Source organism: Prevotella sp. RM4, from assembly GCF_000701965.1.
Taxonomy (GTDB): domain Bacteria; phylum Bacteroidota; class Bacteroidia; order Bacteroidales; family Bacteroidaceae; genus Prevotella; species Prevotella ruminicola.
Map to the genome: position 1 here is coordinate 144,803 of NZ_KL370843.1, position 17,549 is coordinate 162,351.

Genomic DNA, 17,549 nt, shown 5'->3' on the forward strand with positions numbered 1-17,549 from the left:
TGGCGACGATTGGTTGATGCATCACGCAACTTATCGTCGAAATACTTCTCAGCTAATGAACCAAAGTAGTGGCGCTGACAGGCAAACTGGATGTTTACGATTAACTCAGCCAACTGATCGTCGATCTCGTCTGTCTCAAACTCACCACACCAGTAATCGCCCTCCTGGTGCAAGTCACCCCAGTGGCGCATCACAATAAAGGGAGCCGAGTAGTTAATACCATGGTAGGCACAACGTTTCAACAGCATCTCATCAGCCTTGCTCTCATTGTCCTTGGCATCGGCCATGCGGCGTGCCGTCCAGTCGTACATCGTACGCACAATGCGTTTGATGGATAGTTCACCCTTGGTCTTATCCAGCTTCTTAGCCCATTCCAACAGGCGGTTGTCGCTGTCCTCATCTACCTCTTCATCCAAGTCCATCATTTCAAAGTGCGTGCTGGGCAGGGGGATGCAGGTTAATCGGGTTGCCAATCCAGAGCCGAAGTTCTGTTCGTTCACCTTCTTTTTCAAGGCGATGGGCGTGCCGGTATAAACGTAGTTCCAAGTCACGTTAAAATCCTGCATGATAGAATCCATGTTCGAGTACGCCTGACCATCCTCCTCATTGTGGAAAGCTTTCAGCTCCAGGTTCTGCTTGTCAATCCAGCTACCACCTTTCTGTACTGAGAGGGTATTATCCAGCTCGGTATCAAACGTCAGCATGTGCAGCTGCATGTCGATGCCATCCACATTCTCCACAGCATTCACCATGTCTTGGATAAACTGGGCGTTACTGGTTCGCGAGGGGTGTACACGCACCACTACCTTAGGCTTCTTGGGTTTCTCTTTATTGGCACCCTTGGTTTTCATCTCCTCGCGATAGCGGTTGATGGTGTCCTTACCTGCCTTATCGGCTGCCACAATGGGCGCAGCCAGGAACTCGTACAAACGGGTGGCGAAACTCTTACCACTGGCAGGATCGCCGATTATCAGGGCCGAGGCATTCAGTCGGCGCAGCTTTGAGGGACGATGATAGAAGCGGTACGTGCAGCGTGTCATCAACGTCATCATCAGGGCTCCCGAAACTATCAAGGCAGCAGGATATTGGTTGCGTTTCAAGCCCTTGCAGGCATCCTGCAGTGCAGGGTAATAAGGGAATAGCGCCTCTATCTTCTCACCCCAATCCCACAGCCACTGCTCAATCTCTTCCTCACCTATGGTGGCGGTGTCTGTCGTTTCGCCCTGCGTAATCTGTTTCCATGTTTGGCCGCACGCTTGGCTAATTGCCTCTTGCATAGCTTTTGAAGGACATTGGGTAAGGTACTTCTTTTCGCGGTCCGCCATGCGTTCTGCTGCCGATGCCACCGTCTGTGCCACATTCTCGTCGCGTTCCTCGATAATCTCCTGCACCCACGATTGTCGTTCAAGTATCCGCTGCACCAGTTTTCGGTCGCCATCAAACAGCACCAGCAGGTCGCTTGCCAGTTTAAGACTCTCGTTGTGTCGGTTACTGTCGGCTGCACAGGGCAGCTTTGCGCCATAGCGCTTATCAATAATACACTGTATATCATACTCTCGCCACTTTATTTCCACTTCATGATTATCCAGGTTCCCACTCTGCTCAGCTGTCTGTTTATCAGTGCGGTGGGCCACAGTATCAGTTTGAGTAACACCACTGTGACCAGCCCTATACTCAGCATTGTATTTCTCGGCAAATTCTTTGTTCTCATACGTAAACAGTTCTTTATCAATGTATAATATATCCGATTCCTTGCAGATGAACGACATGCGTGATGCGTCCTTGCAACTTTCGTCAACCTCAACACCCAGGATCTCAGCCATCAGGTGCTGGTTGTCGATGAGATTACCTACCGCAGCATCAGCCTTAAACACAACTTTCAATCCCTTACCGCTGGGTGTGATATACACCAAAAGTATTCTCCTAGCCGCGTCTTTATTTATAAAGCCGTGTTCATCCGTGCCTAATCCCCATTTGTCGAACACTCCTTTGGGGTCTTCCACGTGATCGATATCCATTACCACAAGTCCCGTTAACAGGGTGGCAGCCTGTTTGCGCCAGGCACCTGTTTTACCAGCCTTCGATGTTGTTGCATCAAACGTAGCCTGGAAGATAAACGCAGGCAGTTTACGCTTCAGACTGGCATCGCCCGTTTCTCTGAACTTATCAATGTTTTCGTTCCATTTCCCTGCCCTGACGAGCGCATAAAACTGCGCTTCGTCAACGGGCAAAGTAGGATTACTGAAATTCTTCTGATAACAAAAACTCATTCAACCTCCTTTTTTATTCGTTATTACTATCTTCGTGGGCAAGCATATTGTCGATTGTTTCTTTAAATCTGTCGCCATCAACTTTGTGACCACCAAAAAAGAAATCATAACCTATCTGCATGTGGTCGTGCTTTACCCATCGCCATGAATCACCATAGAATAATTTATCAAAATCTTCTATCAGCTTCTGTGCCTCCTTGCCAGTAGTCATAGGCAACGCAAGTTTCAGGTAATTATAGCTCTGCATAATGCCAATCATGGCTATTACCAGGCCTTCAGCATCTGGCTCAACATTGCCAATTATCAGTCTAAAGATGTCGCGTGCCAACAGGTCACCTTTACGGGCAGTCAGCATAATCGACTTATCTTTCTTACGACGATAGAAACTCCAATGACAATAAAAGTCAATTACCTTGTATCCAAGTTTCTTTACTTCTTTATACAGTTTCTTTTCCATATATTCCAATTTTTAAGTTAAACTCTATCTACAATCTCACGATCCATCAGGTGGCTGCTGGCCACTCGGTTTTCACGTTCCATGGCAGCTATCATACGTGCTGTTCCGATGGATTTCTTCAGCGAGATGTAGTACTTCACTCTCTTAGGGCTCTCTTTCAGCCAGCCATGCTCCAGTATCGCTATTACCTTATCCTTTAAGCGTTTCTTACGCTTATAGTGGTTAAACTCGATACGCTTGGCCTGCTTATTATAGTGCAACGAGCCCTGCACATACGTTCCTTCCATGATGCTTTTAAGCACCTCTTCGTTAATCTCAATGTATTTTCGCATAATTCTTAAGTTTTTAGTGAGTCGTTGGGCCCATTTGACTCGGTTAGTTACTATTGTTTAATAAATCTCTTCATCAATCAGTCGGTAGCAGTATGCCAGCGCCTCGTCTGCGCTCTGATAGCCAATATCCTGCACTGGCACATCATTCACATAATCTACTATGTTTTCTGCCATATCCTGCTGAACCCTGCTTGAATAAGGCAACAGAATTTGCAACAAGTATTCATACAAGCCACTACTTATTCTATGCTTTACATAGCGCATTACTTTTGCAGCTGTACCATCTACATCGTAAAGTAAGTATTCCTCTGCCATTATATTATATATCCAGTAAAATTGTGGTACCATAATCCGTTTCATACTCACGTCTGATGCTCTCGATCGTTCTTGACTCAGGCTCAGGTTTGCCTTGCTTTTTGGCTTTCAATGCCTCAACACCCTCACCTAATCGGATGGCCAGTGCAAACATCAGATATTCCTTTTTGTGAACGCGCCCTCGGCACACGCCTGCCTGTGATGTGTTGTAATCCATCTTCCACTGATTGCACACATGGTTCGATTCTACAAACGTATCATGGATGGGGCACAACCTCATGCCATCGTTATCTACTAACTTGTTGATACAACTGGCACAACACTTCTTTACTCGCAAACCACAAGGGTTCAATACTGTTTTCACTTTCTTCATTTTTTCTTATTATTTTAATACTTAAAAATCTACCTTTGTCGCTTATCGACGATGCAAAGGTAGATCATTAAGCATTACTCTCGGGTTGATTCCGTATTTCCGTATTTTTCCCGTATTTTTTCCGTATTATTTCTTACTAATGCGTATTTTTTCCGTATTTTTTAGGCCTCATTGCCTATTATTTCGCACTTTATTATATTCCAGAACGTGTCGCACAGGTCCCCCATGGGGTTATACTTAAGTTCGTAATAAGCCTCATCATCCGATATAACCATTACACGTCCAAAGTTTTTGATAACATTTTCGTTTATCTGCAGGTTGATTGGCCAGTCATCGGGTGTAGCGCTGATGGCGATTGACAGAAAGTTGCACTGCAGTAATCCGTAATCCAACCTATCACGCATAACCAGATAGATTGCCTGCCATTGATTCTTAAATCTAAATAGCTTGGGGTAATTGACACGTAACGATCTCAGACAAGCACTAAGCAGCTCTATGCGTTCATTCGGCGACATATGTAGATACTTCTTTCGAACTTGATCCTCAATGCTTACATGACACTTGGTAAAAGGCGTAACTCTATCCTCATCCATGCTTGGCACAGGATACTTACGCACCTGATAGTACTCACGTATCTCGTTAGCCTTATTAATAAGGTATACCAGCCCATACGCACACCCATGCGCCAACAGCGAACACACGTAATGTTCGGCTAATGCGTAACTACCTGCACCCATAGCCATTGTTACCAACTGATCCTCGCGAATCCTTACACCATCATGCCAGATGTACTGAACTTCTTGTTCTTTTCTCATAATCTTTTTTAGAGTTATGAGTTCAGTCTTAGGCCTAATCCCTCCCTCAGAGTTAATAATATATTTAATTTTAGCGGGTGCAAAGATATATCATCACATCTAAATACACAACAAAAAAATCGCACCATTTCCGTTGCAGGCGAAATTGGTGCGAAAAGTTGCCGAAAGTTGCCGAAAGTTGCAGTTTTTCAGCTAAAAATCAAGTGTTTTTATCTTTACAAATTCTTTATAGGCATTCTTGTAAAGCAGGTCGTTTTGATACAGATGCGATTTGGGGTTGGTGCGTCGGCTATACTTACTTTTCGTCAGCACCTGTTCGCAATCAAACACCGTCACATACGCCTTGTATGGAGGACGCACCATCACGCCGGCATCCAGCGCCGCATTCAGCACGCATAGTTTTCTGTTAATCTCCGTTTGGCTTTGTGTCAGTCGGTACAGAGTCTGAATCACGATGCTGGCTTTATATGCATCCACTTGCGAACTGGCAAATAGCTGCGATGCCAGCAGTCTCTTCTCGTCAAAATCGCGTGGCGTGTTTTTCTCCTGCTTCGCCATCATTTCCATTCTATTGTTGATGACTGCCGAGAGGTACATGATGCCATAGTTATCACTTTGAGTCACGATGCGCCCAGCCGACACTATAGCCAGATTTTTTCTGTTCAGGATGTCGTTAAATCCACGACATACCACGTCAAACAGTTCCTCCGCGTTAGCAAAGGCCTTTTTGTTTTCTTCCAGATAGATGCAGGTGGCCCCCTTTCGGCTCACCACAAACACAGTGGCAAAGCACCTGTCTTCCCAGGGAAATTTGTTCCACATCTGTTGTTCATCCTCGCCCAGTCGCCTATTGGCTATTTTCAGCAGGGCTATACCATTGGTAGGAGGTTGCAAGTGCTTGTGCGAATAACTATGCTTCAACTGTTTCTCGCAAAACACTATAGAATGGTTGTTGGTCAGGAAGTCCTCTCTGATCACGTCAAAAAGAACTTCCTCTGGCGCTAATCCATCAGGATTGGTGTACCATATCTCGCCACTGACGAGTTGGCACGGACAAATGTCGTAGTACATTGTTTTTCGTTGATAATTTGTTTGTTAGTTCATTGGCCCTAAGTTTTTAGGGGTTTTTAGTTCTCAATACATCTTGCCGGGCCAGCTGTGAAATTTTATAGGAAAGCAGAGACGCTTGCAAAAATGATACGATCTCTACGGGCATCCGCAAAAATAACCCACGAAAGCGCAATACCACCCTGCTCACGCCTCTGCTGAGGTGCGAGTCCGGTAGCCTTCGGCTTTCTTGAGTCATTGTGAAATTTTGCGGATTTTCGTAGAGATCTCGAAGAACCTGGCTCTGTTTCCAATAAGATTTCGAGTGCAAAAGTAATGCTTTTATTGCACACGCCCAAATTTTTCAGCAAGAATTTATGGGCTCATCTTTTACACTCCTCCTTTCTCTTTATGGTTTGACATGCTTACTAATCACTAAATTCTGTTATGTATCTAAATACATGATATTCATATTCTTAAATTTTTAGTATTCATCACCGCTCCGTGTACTCTCACAAGATCGACGGCTACGTCGTGGGGGGGATGCGAGTGCAAAGATAAAATAATTTTCTCATTCGCCCAAATCTTTTGCAGCGAATGTGAACATACTTATTAAATTTTATTTCATTTGATTTTCTATTTGTGCTAAGCACAGACAGCATGTTACGCTTGATTAAAGACTATTTGATTCCCCCACCTCGCTCCACAAAATCAAAGTCTTTGATGTGAGCCCGGTAGCTATCGGCTGTCAGAGGATTATCTATCTCCAAACGCCGACGCCGACTCATTTCCACATATTCGCGTTCACGCTCGATACCCACGAAATCACGGTTTAGCAGGTTGGCTGCAATGCCTGTCGTACCTGAACCACAAAACGGGTCGAGTACCCTGTCACCTTTCTTTGTGGAGGCAAGGATGATGCGACTCAGCAACGACAAGGGCTTCTGCGTGGGATGTTTGCCACATGTCTTTTCCCAAGGTGCGATAGCTGGCAGGCGCCACACATCGGTCATCTGTTTATTGCCGTTGATAGCTTTCATCAACTCATAGTTGTAATAATGTGGCACCTTTGCCATCTTACGTGCCCATATAATAAACTCAGTGCTATGCGTGAAGTATCGGCAGGAGATATTTGGAGGTGGATTAGTCTTGGCCCATGTGATAACGTTAAGAATCTTAAAACCAAGCGTTGCAAGAGCGTTGGCCACCGAGAAGATATTGTGATAGGTGCCGCTCACCCAAATTGTGCCGTTATTAGTGAGCACCTCGCGGCATAGACCAATCCATTTCATGTTGAAAGCGTACATATCGTCGATGGAAATACCTTTGTCCCACTCACCCTTGTTCACGCTTACTATCTTGCCGCTCTGCACACTGAAACCTCCGTTCGACAGGAAATAAGGCGGGTCGGCAAATACAACATCCACTCTACCATTGAGTAATGGCAGTAACGCCATACAATCGCCATGATACAGAATATTGTTGCCTGTATCCGACTGAAAATATGGTTTAACACCTGATAGAGTGACTGTAGATTCCATTTGCAACCATTGATTTGGCTGCAAAAGTATGATCAAAAATCGAGAAAAATAGGATTAGATCAATGTTTAACTTTCGTGATCAAAAAAGATCATTTTGATAATTTACCAAAGATTTACATCAACTTTTTTAAGCCCTTCATACATATTTACAACTTGATTATAGTTCAGAAATTGAACACGTTTCTCTATAGGCGCAAACATTGATACATGTAATTTATCTTCGTACTCTTTTTTTCTGCTAGCATCAGCTACAATATAAAAACCTGCATTAAAATCCTGTAGCTCATAAAACTTGGAAAGAGAATTTTTTATATCTGTTGTATGCTCAACCTCGTAGAATTTAGAAGGCATCTGCCGTTCATTAAACCAGATGACATCTACTGTACGAGCTTTACGTTTCAGGTCGTCATAGGTGAAATCTGGTAGTTCTATGGTATCAGTAATCTCACCTAATGTCTTGTCTATGAAAAGACGATTCTTATCTTGGGCAGGAACGTAAGTCGTTTGATGACTAAACTTGCCAATCTCGACCAACAAGCCCTGATAATATCCATGACTGAACTGCTCTTCACTTTTGGCGTTGCCTAGTGTTAAGTCAAATTTTTTTAGCACCACATCACGCATTTCTGCCAATGCCCACAAACCAGGCTGAATTTTAAAAATATCGGGCGACATCTGAACAATACGGCGAATAGACTCCTGAGGTGTCTTAGTAGCCCAGGCAGATGTATCAACCATCTGGTATAAACTTTTTAATGTCGCATACCCTCCATGCTGCCGCAGGGTATCTATAATTTGCTGAGTCTGCGTATATTTCTTTTTGCCCATAATAGTCTAATATTGACAATGGTTAGTCATTTCTGTTTAATGTAATTGCCATTTTGCCTGCAAAGATAACACAAAAAAAGGTAAGCACCAAAAGTTTAAACGCAAAAAAAATCCTGACGTTATTTTACTACCTTTTTGCCGTTATTAATATAATATGTTCATTCAGAACCATATGTAGATGGTCTGTCTCATATCTGCCATTCTGTTCTCCTTCAAATAAAGTCATGCTAATGGAATTGGACTAAATCAAATCAGTGACTAACAGAAATTATAACCCACTTACCATCATTATCCTTGCCTTCACGCTTCAAAACGCCATGCTTCTGTAAAGCAGAGAGGTCACGTTCGATGGTGCGCTGGCTCACAGACAAAGTCTCCGACATTTGCTTGCCGGTGATTGTCGGAGACTCTTTGATGAGATTGAGTATTTTCTGCTGACGCTCAGTGAGTTTCGTCTCCGACACGTCTCCGTCATGGTCTCCGACATTCGGGGTGTCGGAAGAGGCAAAGATGATTGTCTGAAATTGGGTTGGAGTAGATTTGAATACAGGCTTCAGCTCGTCTTTATAACCTTCCAAGGCTTTGGTCTCATTACAAATGCGTGTGAGTCCGCTACCTCGTTTCTCCATATAGTCAAGTTGAGCCATCACGTTTGCAAGAATTGGATTGCGCCTTTCAGAAGACACATCTTTGATGTCCAAATCCTGTATCAGCATACCATTGTACATACCACCAGGAGATGTAATGGCCAATCTGTCGTCATATACATCCAAATGCACCTCACTTCCCATTACTGTATAGTCACGATGGATGAAGTGGTTTACCACTGCTTCAAGAACTGCACGTTCCGCATACTCTGGTTTGTTCTTTCGTCCGTCAGGCAGTTTCTCCCATCCTCTCTTGGTGTTTGACTTCACAAAGTTCATGGCTTCACGAAGCAGCATGAGGACATTGCCTGTAAACTCTGCATCGTTGATGGCATCGCCCTTTTCCGTTCCATCCCATCGGGTACAATAAAGACGGGATTGCCAGAGTGGGCAATCATCGGCAAACAGTGCACCCGCATTCGTAAGGTTCCCTGTACCTGTTACCAACCCAAACGACAAAAGGTATTTCTTGTCCCATTCTTGTTTTGTACGGTCTTTGAACGAGTTCGCCAATATCGTAAAGGAATAGTCCTCTGCTTTATAGTCTGTGTGAAGGGAATCAAAAGTCTTGTTGGAACCTTTCAGTACCAAGCGAACCATCTGTTCTGCCGTGGCTGGAAGACTTTCATCACCAACTCTGACAAATGCAATACGCTGACCATCGCCGACATAGTAATACGGAGTGTAATGCCCTGCATTGACTTTGAGCTGTAAGATGTGCAAGCCATCCATATCATGCGGTATCATTTCCACTTCTGGCAGGGGATCCATATAGTCACGAATCTTACCACTGATAGCTTCACAAACATGCTGCACATCTTCAAGTCCTTTGACGATGCCGTCATTATCAATGCCAAAGAAAAGGGAACCACCCAAGCCATTGGCAAAAGCACTTACGCTCTTCAACCAACTCTTAGGTTTCTTCTCTTCAAGCATTACCTTGAAGTCGTATGCAGTACATTCTGCTATCAAAGTATTTAATTCCATTGTATACGAAGATTCGTTTCTTATCTTGCAAAGGTACATTTTTTATTGAGAACAAGGCATAATTTGCCTGCAAAGATAACACAAAAAAATGTAAGCACCAAAGGATTTATAACAAAAAAAGCATAGAGATTTTTTTAGATGACATCTTTGGCGACAATCATCATCAGCAGAAACTCAGTTCGCTGTATTTTGCACGAACAACAAACAAAACGGTTATCTCTCCCACTCAACCAAATCTCTTGGTAAAGTTATTCGTTTAGCCTCACCGCGTTTGCCCGTAATATAATAGTTACGTGCCAGGTGATCATCGAACTGACTCACAAAAGCCTCACGAATACGTGAACATTTCTCATTGATAGAATTGCCTGTAGAGTCGGTAACATCATCGATACTCTTTTTCGCAGTCATCACATTAAAGAAAGGTCCCTTTACCTTACTATAAATCTCCAGCAATTCGTCGCGATAATCTGGCAGATAACTGAACATAATACCCTCGGGATGTTTCAAGAATAGCAAGAATACAGCTTTCGGAAGTGGAGTCATTTTAATCTCCATACCCATATAATCACCAAGGAATATGCGATAATCCTCAGTTATATGCAACCTACTCAATTTCCTCTTATGATGATGGAATAACCTCTCGATCATCTCTGATTCGATTCCCTTTTGCTCTAACTTCTCTATACGTTCTCTGATTTCATCAATAAGTAGTTTCGCTTCTACATCAAATTCCTCATCGGCAGGTGATGATAAACATTCGGCAGCCATATGATAATCCTCGATATCAGAATGAGAACTTGGCACCTTTTGGAACATAATCCTAGGCCCCATATGGTCATCGACAAAACCAGTAATTTCGTCGAGTACGCCTTTTAGTTCTTCATCACCTTCGAATGATTTTTCCGTTATCGGGACCCCCTGGAATTGGCTTTCTGCCTCATCAAAACTGCTATTCCAACAACTTGGATGATAAAAGAGTAATGAAGGGGGAACCTTTTCTCGATTTTCCGGATGAACCATATACTCGAGGATGAAGTTATCATCGCTCATAAACTTCAGGTCGGCAGCTTTTGCGTATGGGGCATTGTAATGCTGACGCTCACCCCTAGCCAGGTCGTACTTTAGATAAGGAATATAGCAGAACTCATAGCCACGCGACTTAAAATGCGCAGAAATCTTTCTAAAATTCCTACGAATAAAATTATTCACCACTTCATTATACTGACCCTCAGTATAGATTATTTGGTATGTTTCCTGTTTAAAAGGTAATATATCCAGCCCGAGTGTATAAACCATACGCCAGCAGTTTTAATTATTTCTGCTGCAAATATACAAAAAGAAAATAAATAAACGTTGACTAAGAAGCTAAATCTTCATTTTATCTCTTTTTTCTCTTTTGTTTTTTTATAACATCATCAACAAAAGCCTTGAAGTCTTTATCAGCCTGATACCACTTACCCGACTTAATAGACGTTTCATGATTAATCATCTCTTCGATTTCAGTTACAGCTTTCATTATCAAGTCAATACTACATAATGGAATTTGACCATCTTTTGCATAAGTGGCCAGATATTGTTCTGATGGATTATTGATTCCCATACGCTTACATACTAGCCATGCTACAGTTTCTGCCTCAAATTCTTCTTCCTTTTTATCAAGCCTTCTTTTTGCTTGCTCATTATAGTATAAATGTCTGCACAACAAATGGCCCAGCTCATGGCATATTGTGTGAAACTTCTCTGTATCTGTTTGCTTTTGATTTACACTTATCATGAAACGAGAAGTTGTTTTTACCAAATCATGCCCTATTTGTACCTTAATATCATGCTTATATGGCATTAAATAGCCACCATATGTATTAGCAGCCAAGAAAGAATCGTCATAGTAAACACCATACGATGGCAGATTGTTGATAAGCTGCTTTAGTAACTCTGGTTTGATATTTCCTTCCACTTTCTTTAGGATCTCATCCCATTCTTTTAACAATTCAGCATCTTCTTTTGCCTTCACACCTTCAATAGGTTCTGTACCAGATATATCAAACATACATTGGATTGGACCAAAAGGAAAAAGTGTAATCAATTTTTGTGCATTAGGCTTTACTTTTCTACCATATTCTCTCCATTTCTTACCTGTTAAAACAAGTTTTGCTCCTGGCAATTGCATGTCAACAAGCATAGCATTATATGGTGCAAGATATCCAAACTTACCAACGAAATCGAGCATTTCCTTAAATCTTTTAGAACTTCGACATTGCTCAACCAAGAACTGAAGCTCATCAACGTTACTTTTGAATTCTTCCTCTCTCTTTTTTTCTGCTTTGAGTTTATTCTCTTTTTCCTTATAATAGCAATTAACCAAATAGTCTAAACTAAAACTATCGACAACTTCACTCCCATCAAGATGGAACCCGTTTGTAAAGGCAACTTGATAAAACTCACAGTAAAGCTCCTTGCAAATACAGCAAATGTCTTCCCCTAAATAGTCCATCATTGACAGTGCAAAATCCATAAAACTACGAGTATGGAAAATTATACTCAAAGCGTATTCTCTTGCAATTTTCAACAAATCTGTTGAAATACCATACTTTTCAGCAATATCTTCAATTTGTTTGTTATAAGCCATAATTCATCTTTTTGGATGCAAATATAGTAAATTATCAGCAAAGTAGTACTGTTTACAAGCCTTGCAGAGCGAAAATACTTTGGAAAGCACCCAAATATTCTTATTTTTGCAGGCAAAAAGAGTATTAACAATAAAACATTGGGATTATGCCTCTTGAAATCGAACGTAAATTCATAGTATTGAATGACTCATATAAGAAAGAGTCATGCAGCCATAGTCATATCGTACAGGGATATATCTGTAATGATGGCAAAAGAACAGTAAGAGTACGTATTCGAGATGATCGTGCTTACCTTACAATTAAAAGCCCTACCCCTGAAGGTGGGTTACCTTGCAACGAATTTGAGATTGAAATCGAACTAGAAGAAGGAAAGCAACTCATGAAGATATGCGAACCAGGCGTTATCGACAAGGTGCGATGGTTGGTAAAAAGTGGTAAACACACCTTTGAGGTTGATGAATTCTTTGGTGATAATGAGGGATTGGTAATGGCAGAAGTGGAGCTATCGGCTGTTGATGAACAGGTAGCAATTCCTAGCTATATAGGACAAGAAGTAACTGGCGACAGGAGATACTTCAACACTCAACTACGTAAGCATCCATATAAGACATGGTGAAATAAGAAGTATGGTAAACAAAATGCCGATAACAAGCTGGGAGGAGATCCAGAAGCGCAGGCGCAAGGACCTGCAAGAGGAAAAGAAAAAAACAGAAAGGTGCTACACTTCTCCACCAAAGCACCTTCAAGGATGAGAATGGGACCCTTGTATCTCATCATCTGTTTCATAATACCTCGGGGAGCGGTAATACCCCATCAGTCATAGTGACAATTATGCAATACCATGCAAAATATCAGTACCCGGTAGAAACCGACTTTCTACTCCTGGTGGAATTTATAATTCGATATATGTGCCTTGCACCATACCCATTCATCATCGCCAAACTGATGCCAATAACCATAATACAAATCTATATCTTTGGGGATTATTGTTCGTAATTGTTTTGCAAATTCGTAACCTTGGTTAATCCATTCTTCCATTCCTTCTGTCGTGAACTCTGTCACATGTGTGAATGGATCATACTTGTCAGCTTGCATGAACCACTCTTTTATACCTACAATCGACGATGTTGAATATTCTTCATTCCCTATGAAAAATGAATCATAATCCCCAATCCCCGCACCATCTTCATCCCAAAATAAATCAGAATAAGTATCTTCTGCACACATTACAATTACATTTTCTTTTTCCATGATAAATAATCTTTTGCCGCAAAGATAAGTATTATGAATTGAACAAACAAGAAAAAATCGACTGCAAGGCTTGCAATTCAACAAAGTTTGATGAATTAGAAAAGAATTATTATCTTTGCAAGTAGATAGAAGTTTCGGGTTGTAGGTTGTACGTTCGCCCTCATAGGGGAGTCGCAGCAAACATTCCGAAACTTTTCTTTCAAAAAGCCTGTCGTAGTCACCTACGACAGGCAGGGGTGCTCGTCTCGACGAGTTGATGTACTAGCCTCTCTCCGTACGCCCTAAGCGCCTCCGGACATATACACCCTAGTTTTTTCTCCTTTTTTATGTTATATACTCACAATGATAATGCAATTTATGACTATGGCACTTTGGACAATAGAGAGGAACATCATCCCCCTTAAATATTGACTCTTCCTTCTTTCTTATGATAGTACCACAACGGGGACATAGAAAATCAGATTCTGATTTTCCAAAAGAATAATCATTATCGCTCACATTATGTTCTGATGTGAAAGCATAACAGTTAGGACACTGCCTTCCAGTATCGCTATGACGAAAGCCATGGATGAAACTAACAATTTTCTCTTTGTAGCCACACTCTTCGCACACAATAACACCTACTCCTCCCATCATCGAGAAGCACTCATAATGCTCATCAGGGCTAAAACCATACTTTGCAATAAACTCATGTTTCTTCTTTCGTTTCTTTTGGAATTCCATTAATCCAGAGACACCTAACAAAAAGGCTCCTATTGGTAGAACAAACGGACCAAATACTAATAATCTAATCAAGTTTTTAGTACCCCAATCGTCTTTATTATCCCTCTTATTTGTATTATATAAAGCTATACAAACACAAATAAGAAGACAAAGAACATAATAACCAATCAAATAATGCCACCAATTCATAACTTCAATTTTTGCTGCAAAGATAAATAAGAGAAGTTTATGTAACAAGTAATAATCGATTGCAAGGCTTGCAAAACAATAAAATTAAAAATTATAAAGAATAATCGCTATCTTTGCAGCAAAGAACATAAGGTATGAATCAAACAGAACTGCTAATAGAAGTAGGAAGGGCATATATCGATGCTCTCAACAACTTGGATATGAAACATTCTGAGAATGTATCTCATATCCTCGACATACTTGATTGCGTACATCTGGACCCTTATTACCATTTAGGAATCTACATTGAAGAGCCTGCACCCTTCGATGCGCCAACGCATGCTTGTGACCAATCATGGTTTCATTGTTATCAGGGAGATGAAGAGCCGATTATGAGAAGACCAGACAAGAGTGTCGGAATGGTATACCATTACCAAAATATGCGCTATTTAAAGTTTATTTTCGACATTTTTAACCATCTTACCATCGACAAAACAGCTATGGGAGCATGGCAAGCATATCTGTTAAGCATAGCCAAAACGGTATTACCATTTTCAGGTATGCTGTATTATACCAAACGAGAACTTATATTCTCTCATGATCAAATAAAAGACAAATACCATTGGCTTGATTTAAAACGGAAACCTTTATTAAAAGACTTTGATAAAGATGTATCGCCTTGGGTTCGTATTCAAGGTACTCAAGCAATTGTGTCCTGTTGTTATTGGAATGAATGGCAAGGACTAGTAAGAGAAAATGCTAATATAAACTTCTTCAACGAAAGAGTATATCTATTGGAAGATTTTGAAGAAGATGTTCTGTTTCATTATCATTGTGGTATTATTTATTAATAGAGCTATGCGGTTAAGGGATTTATTCAATATAACGAATGGGAATCTATCTATTTGTGATGTAATGTTGGGTGACAGCAATAATGAGCAACGTGTCATATTAACCCAAAAAGGAATTACATCAGAAGAATGGGGGCATTTAAATGATGGGGAGTTTTCAAAAACCATTAATGATGACGGCACCAATTATTTAACAAGGGCAACTCTGTTACTTAAAGGAATATCCATCACTCAAATAGCAGTAAGAATGGAGTTTTCTTCATTTCCGAACAGCTTATCAGATTCATTTTTAGGCATTGCCAAAGAAATGGAAGAATATGGCGTAGTGGTGATCAAACCACAATGGAAAGTTTTAAAGGATAAAATCACTAATCAGTATAAAATACATAATCCACTTTGGGATGTTGTCGTTAATATAAAGATTGTAGATAAAGGGACGACCTATATCACACTCTCGTTGACTGCAAATCTTATCGACAATAAAGGTCAGATAGCAGAAGAAGCCATTGGTGTATACAGAATGGCAAGCGAACTAGTTAGAAAAAATAGGCAAATAGAAGATTATAATCGCAACCATCCCCAAGGCACCATCTTTTTCTAGGGAAGTACAAATCACGTTAGTGGTCAAGTTAGTGGTCAAGTTAGTGGTCAAGTTTGTCTGTTATTGAAGAATAACCGTCAATTTAGGTGGTTTTTGTGATGGTTTCCGGTCACCCTCATGACCATTTTTGTGACCATTTTTGTGACCATTTTTACGGGTTTAGAAGTGTAATGTACTTCCCTAAAATAAGTTGAATGGTTTTTAACTTAACCCTGCCATAGGTTGAATGCTCTTTTGGTACCTTAATCCTTATCCCTGACAGAGGTTGAATAATTCTCTCTTAACCCTTGTTTTTGTTGAATAGGCTCCGCGGAAAGCCGTTCAATCATATTCAGGGTTTGCGGTACAAAGGTACATGCTCCTTCTTGAATTTCCAAATTTTCGAGGTACTTTGTAGTGGTCGATGTTTCGACGCACCTGGCGTTTGCCCTCTTGACGAACTAATAAGAATTTCTTATAAGTTCCCTCTTTATCGAGTTCTCCATCTGCGTAGATATTGGAGATATGCATTGAGATATTCTCCTGTGTGGTCTGGTAATGGTACATTAGTTCATTAGTTCATTTCCAATCTGAAGAAATACAAGCAGGAGAACGAGAGAGGGTAACGGGAGGTGGAGACTATATTTATTCTATATTATATATTAAATTTATATATATTATAATATATATAAATTATATAAAGCAATAAGAGCCCACAGATGCGCTACTAAACTTTACAAAATGAACTAATGAACTAATGTACCATTCCAGCCCGCCAGCAGGGCATTTTGAGTGGTACGTCAGAATCTGGTAGATAGTTTACGAGATTTTTGTAAAAACTGCCGAACTTTCTTTTAGATAGCTTGGCTGTATCTCGAGGATTGCTGATAGATACATTATTTGTGAAGTAATATTAATTTACAATAAAAAACAAGGTCCAAAAAACGTTTGGAGGGTAACATTTTTATTTGTACCTTTGCATCGTCAAAAAGAAACAAAGTGCACACGTGGATTGAGACACACGAGAGTAATTAACATTAGTATTAACCATTAAAATTAAAAAGTATTAGAGTATGGCAAAGATTTTTTATGAGTTGCGACAGAACAAGAACAATAAGTCGCAGGTATTTGGCAAGTGGTTCGCCCACAGCAAGAGTATTGAAACCCTGAACACCCGCAAGCTGGCAAAGCACATCAGTGAGCACGGTAGCGTTTATACGCAGGATGTAGTATTTGGTGTGCTGGAGAAGTTCCGTAGCTGTCTGGTTGAGATGCTGCTGGAGAGCAAGCGAGTGAAGATCGACGGACTGGGTACCTTCTTCACTACCCTGGAGAATGAGCCCGGCGGTGCTCCCAAGAAGGAGGAGTTTAATGTGGGTAAGAACCTGAAGGCTCTCCACATCCGATTCATGCCTGAGCAGGAGCAGGAGATGAACATCTCAAGTCGTGAGTTCCTGAAGAAGGCCGAGTTTGTGAATGCCGAGAGTCTGCTGAGCGGCGATGGTGAGAAGACCACCAACGGCGGTGGTAGAAGCCAGGGCGGCAATACCGGTGGAAACACCGGAGGCGGCGGAAATAGCGGCGGTGGCAATAGCGGTGGTGGAAGCCACGAGCCTATCGGAGACTAAGGGCTGGGGCTTAGGCCCCACCCTATTCCATTGACCATTAACCATTGACCATTGAGTAATAACCTTTTAAAGATTAACCATTATGACAAAGAAAGAGACATTAAAGTTT

18 protein-coding genes and 1 pseudogene are annotated in these 17,549 nt (G+C 41.3%); 4 read left to right on the forward strand and 15 right to left on the reverse strand.

Annotated elements, in window-relative coordinates; translation table 11 throughout:
- The 12 genes from T499_RS0113825 to T499_RS0113880 all read right to left on the reverse strand — a co-directional run.
- Positions 1-2,270 (reverse strand): BT4734/BF3469 family protein (locus T499_RS0113825; protein ID WP_084163216.1); only part of this gene is annotated, 2,270 nt, incomplete at its 3' end.
- Between the two features lie 13 nt (positions 2,271-2,283).
- Complete coding sequence (locus tag T499_RS0113830) at positions 2,284-2,727, reverse strand: hypothetical protein (RefSeq protein ID WP_033149432.1); 444 nt, start codon at positions 2,725-2,727, stop codon at positions 2,284-2,286.
- Positions 2,728-2,744: 17 nt separating this feature from the next.
- Complete coding sequence (locus tag T499_RS0113835; RefSeq protein WP_157054633.1) at positions 2,745-3,059, reverse strand: hypothetical protein; 315 nt, start codon at positions 3,057-3,059, stop codon at positions 2,745-2,747.
- 57 nt (positions 3,060-3,116) lie between these two features.
- On the reverse strand, positions 3,117-3,374 hold the full coding sequence (locus T499_RS0113840) for a hypothetical protein (protein ID WP_013064831.1): 258 nt from the start codon (positions 3,372-3,374) through the stop codon (positions 3,117-3,119).
- Positions 3,375-3,378: 4 nt separating this feature from the next.
- Positions 3,379-3,747 carry a hypothetical protein gene (locus T499_RS0113845; RefSeq protein WP_033151443.1) on the reverse strand — a complete coding sequence of 123 codons (369 nt, stop codon included), beginning with the start codon at positions 3,745-3,747 and terminating at the stop codon, positions 3,379-3,381.
- Positions 3,748-3,908: 161 nt separating this feature from the next.
- A complete protein-coding gene (locus tag T499_RS0113850; protein ID WP_033151444.1) occupies positions 3,909-4,562 on the reverse strand; it encodes a hypothetical protein in 654 nt (217 codons plus the stop codon).
- Positions 4,563-4,754: 192 nt separating this feature from the next.
- Positions 4,755-5,633, reverse strand: coding sequence for a hypothetical protein (locus T499_RS0113855; RefSeq protein ID WP_157054634.1), 879 nt, complete (start codon positions 5,631-5,633; stop codon positions 4,755-4,757).
- A 656-nt stretch (positions 5,634-6,289) separates the two neighbouring features.
- A complete protein-coding gene (locus T499_RS0113860) occupies positions 6,290-7,150 on the reverse strand; it encodes a DNA-methyltransferase (RefSeq protein WP_052173782.1) in 861 nt (286 codons plus the stop codon).
- Positions 7,151-7,252: 102 nt separating this feature from the next.
- On the reverse strand, positions 7,253-7,978 hold the full coding sequence (locus T499_RS0113865) for a hypothetical protein (protein ID WP_033151446.1): 726 nt from the start codon (positions 7,976-7,978) through the stop codon (positions 7,253-7,255).
- A gap of 251 nt (positions 7,979-8,229) precedes the next feature.
- Positions 8,230-9,612, reverse strand: a complete 1,383-nt coding sequence (locus tag T499_RS0113870) for an ATP-binding protein (RefSeq protein ID WP_033151447.1) — start codon at positions 9,610-9,612, stop codon at positions 8,230-8,232.
- A 213-nt stretch (positions 9,613-9,825) separates the two neighbouring features.
- Complete coding sequence (locus tag T499_RS14365; RefSeq protein ID WP_052173784.1) at positions 9,826-10,908, reverse strand: hypothetical protein; 1,083 nt, start codon at positions 10,906-10,908, stop codon at positions 9,826-9,828.
- An 82-nt stretch (positions 10,909-10,990) separates the two neighbouring features.
- The gene (locus T499_RS0113880; RefSeq protein ID WP_033151448.1) at positions 10,991-12,238 is read right to left on the reverse strand and encodes a M78 family metallopeptidase domain-containing protein; all 1,248 of its coding nucleotides are present in this window, start codon (positions 12,236-12,238) and stop codon (positions 10,991-10,993) included.
- A gap of 146 nt (positions 12,239-12,384) precedes the next feature.
- Between T499_RS0113880 and T499_RS0113885 the strand changes: the two genes are divergently transcribed.
- On the forward strand, positions 12,385-12,855 hold the full coding sequence (locus T499_RS0113885) for a CYTH domain-containing protein (protein WP_033151449.1): 471 nt from the start codon (positions 12,385-12,387) through the stop codon (positions 12,853-12,855).
- A 260-nt stretch (positions 12,856-13,115) separates the two neighbouring features.
- Here T499_RS0113885 and T499_RS0113890 read toward each other — a convergent pair whose 3' ends face one another.
- Together T499_RS0113890 and T499_RS0113895 are read right to left on the reverse strand one after the other, a co-directional pair.
- Positions 13,116-13,490, reverse strand: coding sequence for a hypothetical protein (locus tag T499_RS0113890; protein WP_033151450.1), 375 nt, complete (start codon positions 13,488-13,490; stop codon positions 13,116-13,118).
- A gap of 324 nt (positions 13,491-13,814) precedes the next feature.
- A complete protein-coding gene (locus T499_RS0113895; RefSeq protein WP_157054635.1) occupies positions 13,815-14,402 on the reverse strand; it encodes a hypothetical protein in 588 nt (195 codons plus the stop codon).
- 134 nt (positions 14,403-14,536) lie between these two features.
- Here T499_RS0113895 and T499_RS0113900 point away from each other — a divergent pair, with 134 nt between their 5' ends.
- Together T499_RS0113900 and T499_RS0113905 are read left to right on the forward strand one after the other, a co-directional pair.
- The gene (locus T499_RS0113900; protein ID WP_033151452.1) at positions 14,537-15,232 is read left to right on the forward strand and encodes a hypothetical protein; all 696 of its coding nucleotides are present in this window, start codon (positions 14,537-14,539) and stop codon (positions 15,230-15,232) included.
- Positions 15,186-15,833: a hypothetical protein gene (locus tag T499_RS0113905; protein WP_198021314.1), complete on the forward strand. Its 648-nt coding sequence runs from the start codon at positions 15,186-15,188 to the stop codon at positions 15,831-15,833. The genes T499_RS0113900 and T499_RS0113905 overlap by 47 nt, the downstream gene beginning before the upstream one ends.
- A gap of 387 nt (positions 15,834-16,220) precedes the next feature.
- Here T499_RS0113905 and T499_RS15035 read toward each other — a convergent pair.
- Positions 16,221-16,373: pseudogene (locus T499_RS15035) on the reverse strand (cell filamentation protein Fic); the annotation flags it as partial.
- Positions 16,374-16,885: 512 nt separating this feature from the next.
- On the opposite strand from T499_RS15035, the gene T499_RS0113910 reads away from it, so the two are divergent.
- The gene (locus tag T499_RS0113910; RefSeq protein WP_033149443.1) at positions 16,886-17,440 is read left to right on the forward strand and encodes an HU family DNA-binding protein; all 555 of its coding nucleotides are present in this window, start codon (positions 16,886-16,888) and stop codon (positions 17,438-17,440) included.
- The last annotated feature ends 109 nt before the right edge of the window (positions 17,441-17,549 follow it).

What these genes read in the sequence shown, in the direction of transcription:
- T499_RS0113830 (WP_033149432.1), bottom strand. Translation starts at nt 2,727, where the DNA reads ATGGAAAAGAAACTGTATAAAGAAGTAAAGAAACTTGGATACAAGGTA.
- T499_RS0113835 (WP_157054633.1), bottom strand. Translation starts at nt 3,059, where the DNA reads ATGCGAAAATACATTGAGATTAACGAAGAGGTGCTTAAAAGCATCATG.
- T499_RS0113840 (WP_013064831.1), bottom strand. Translation starts at nt 3,374, where the DNA reads ATGGCAGAGGAATACTTACTTTACGATGTAGATGGTACAGCTGCAAAA.
- T499_RS0113845 (WP_033151443.1), bottom strand. Translation starts at nt 3,747, where the DNA reads ATGAAGAAAGTGAAAACAGTATTGAACCCTTGTGGTTTGCGAGTAAAG.
- T499_RS0113850 (WP_033151444.1), bottom strand. Translation starts at nt 4,562, where the DNA reads ATGAGAAAAGAACAAGAAGTTCAGTACATCTGGCATGATGGTGTAAGG.
- T499_RS0113855 (WP_157054634.1), bottom strand. Translation starts at nt 5,633, where the DNA reads ATGTACTACGACATTTGTCCGTGCCAACTCGTCAGTGGCGAGATATGG.
- T499_RS0113860 (WP_052173782.1), bottom strand. Translation starts at nt 7,150, where the DNA reads ATGGAATCTACAGTCACTCTATCAGGTGTTAAACCATATTTTCAGTCG.
- T499_RS0113865 (WP_033151446.1), bottom strand. Translation starts at nt 7,978, where the DNA reads ATGGGCAAAAAGAAATATACGCAGACTCAGCAAATTATAGATACCCTG.
- T499_RS0113870 (WP_033151447.1), bottom strand. Translation starts at nt 9,612, where the DNA reads ATGGAATTAAATACTTTGATAGCAGAATGTACTGCATACGACTTCAAG.
- T499_RS14365 (WP_052173784.1), bottom strand. Translation starts at nt 10,908, where the DNA reads ATGGTTTATACACTCGGGCTGGATATATTACCTTTTAAACAGGAAACA.
- T499_RS0113880 (WP_033151448.1), bottom strand. Translation starts at nt 12,238, where the DNA reads ATGGCTTATAACAAACAAATTGAAGATATTGCTGAAAAGTATGGTATT.
- T499_RS0113885 (WP_033151449.1), top strand. Translation starts at nt 12,385, where the DNA reads ATGCCTCTTGAAATCGAACGTAAATTCATAGTATTGAATGACTCATAT.
- T499_RS0113890 (WP_033151450.1), bottom strand. Translation starts at nt 13,490, where the DNA reads ATGGAAAAAGAAAATGTAATTGTAATGTGTGCAGAAGATACTTATTCT.
- T499_RS0113895 (WP_157054635.1), bottom strand. Translation starts at nt 14,402, where the DNA reads ATGAATTGGTGGCATTATTTGATTGGTTATTATGTTCTTTGTCTTCTT.
- T499_RS0113900 (WP_033151452.1), top strand. Translation starts at nt 14,537, where the DNA reads ATGAATCAAACAGAACTGCTAATAGAAGTAGGAAGGGCATATATCGAT.
- T499_RS0113910 (WP_033149443.1), top strand. Translation starts at nt 16,886, where the DNA reads ATGGCAAAGATTTTTTATGAGTTGCGACAGAACAAGAACAATAAGTCG.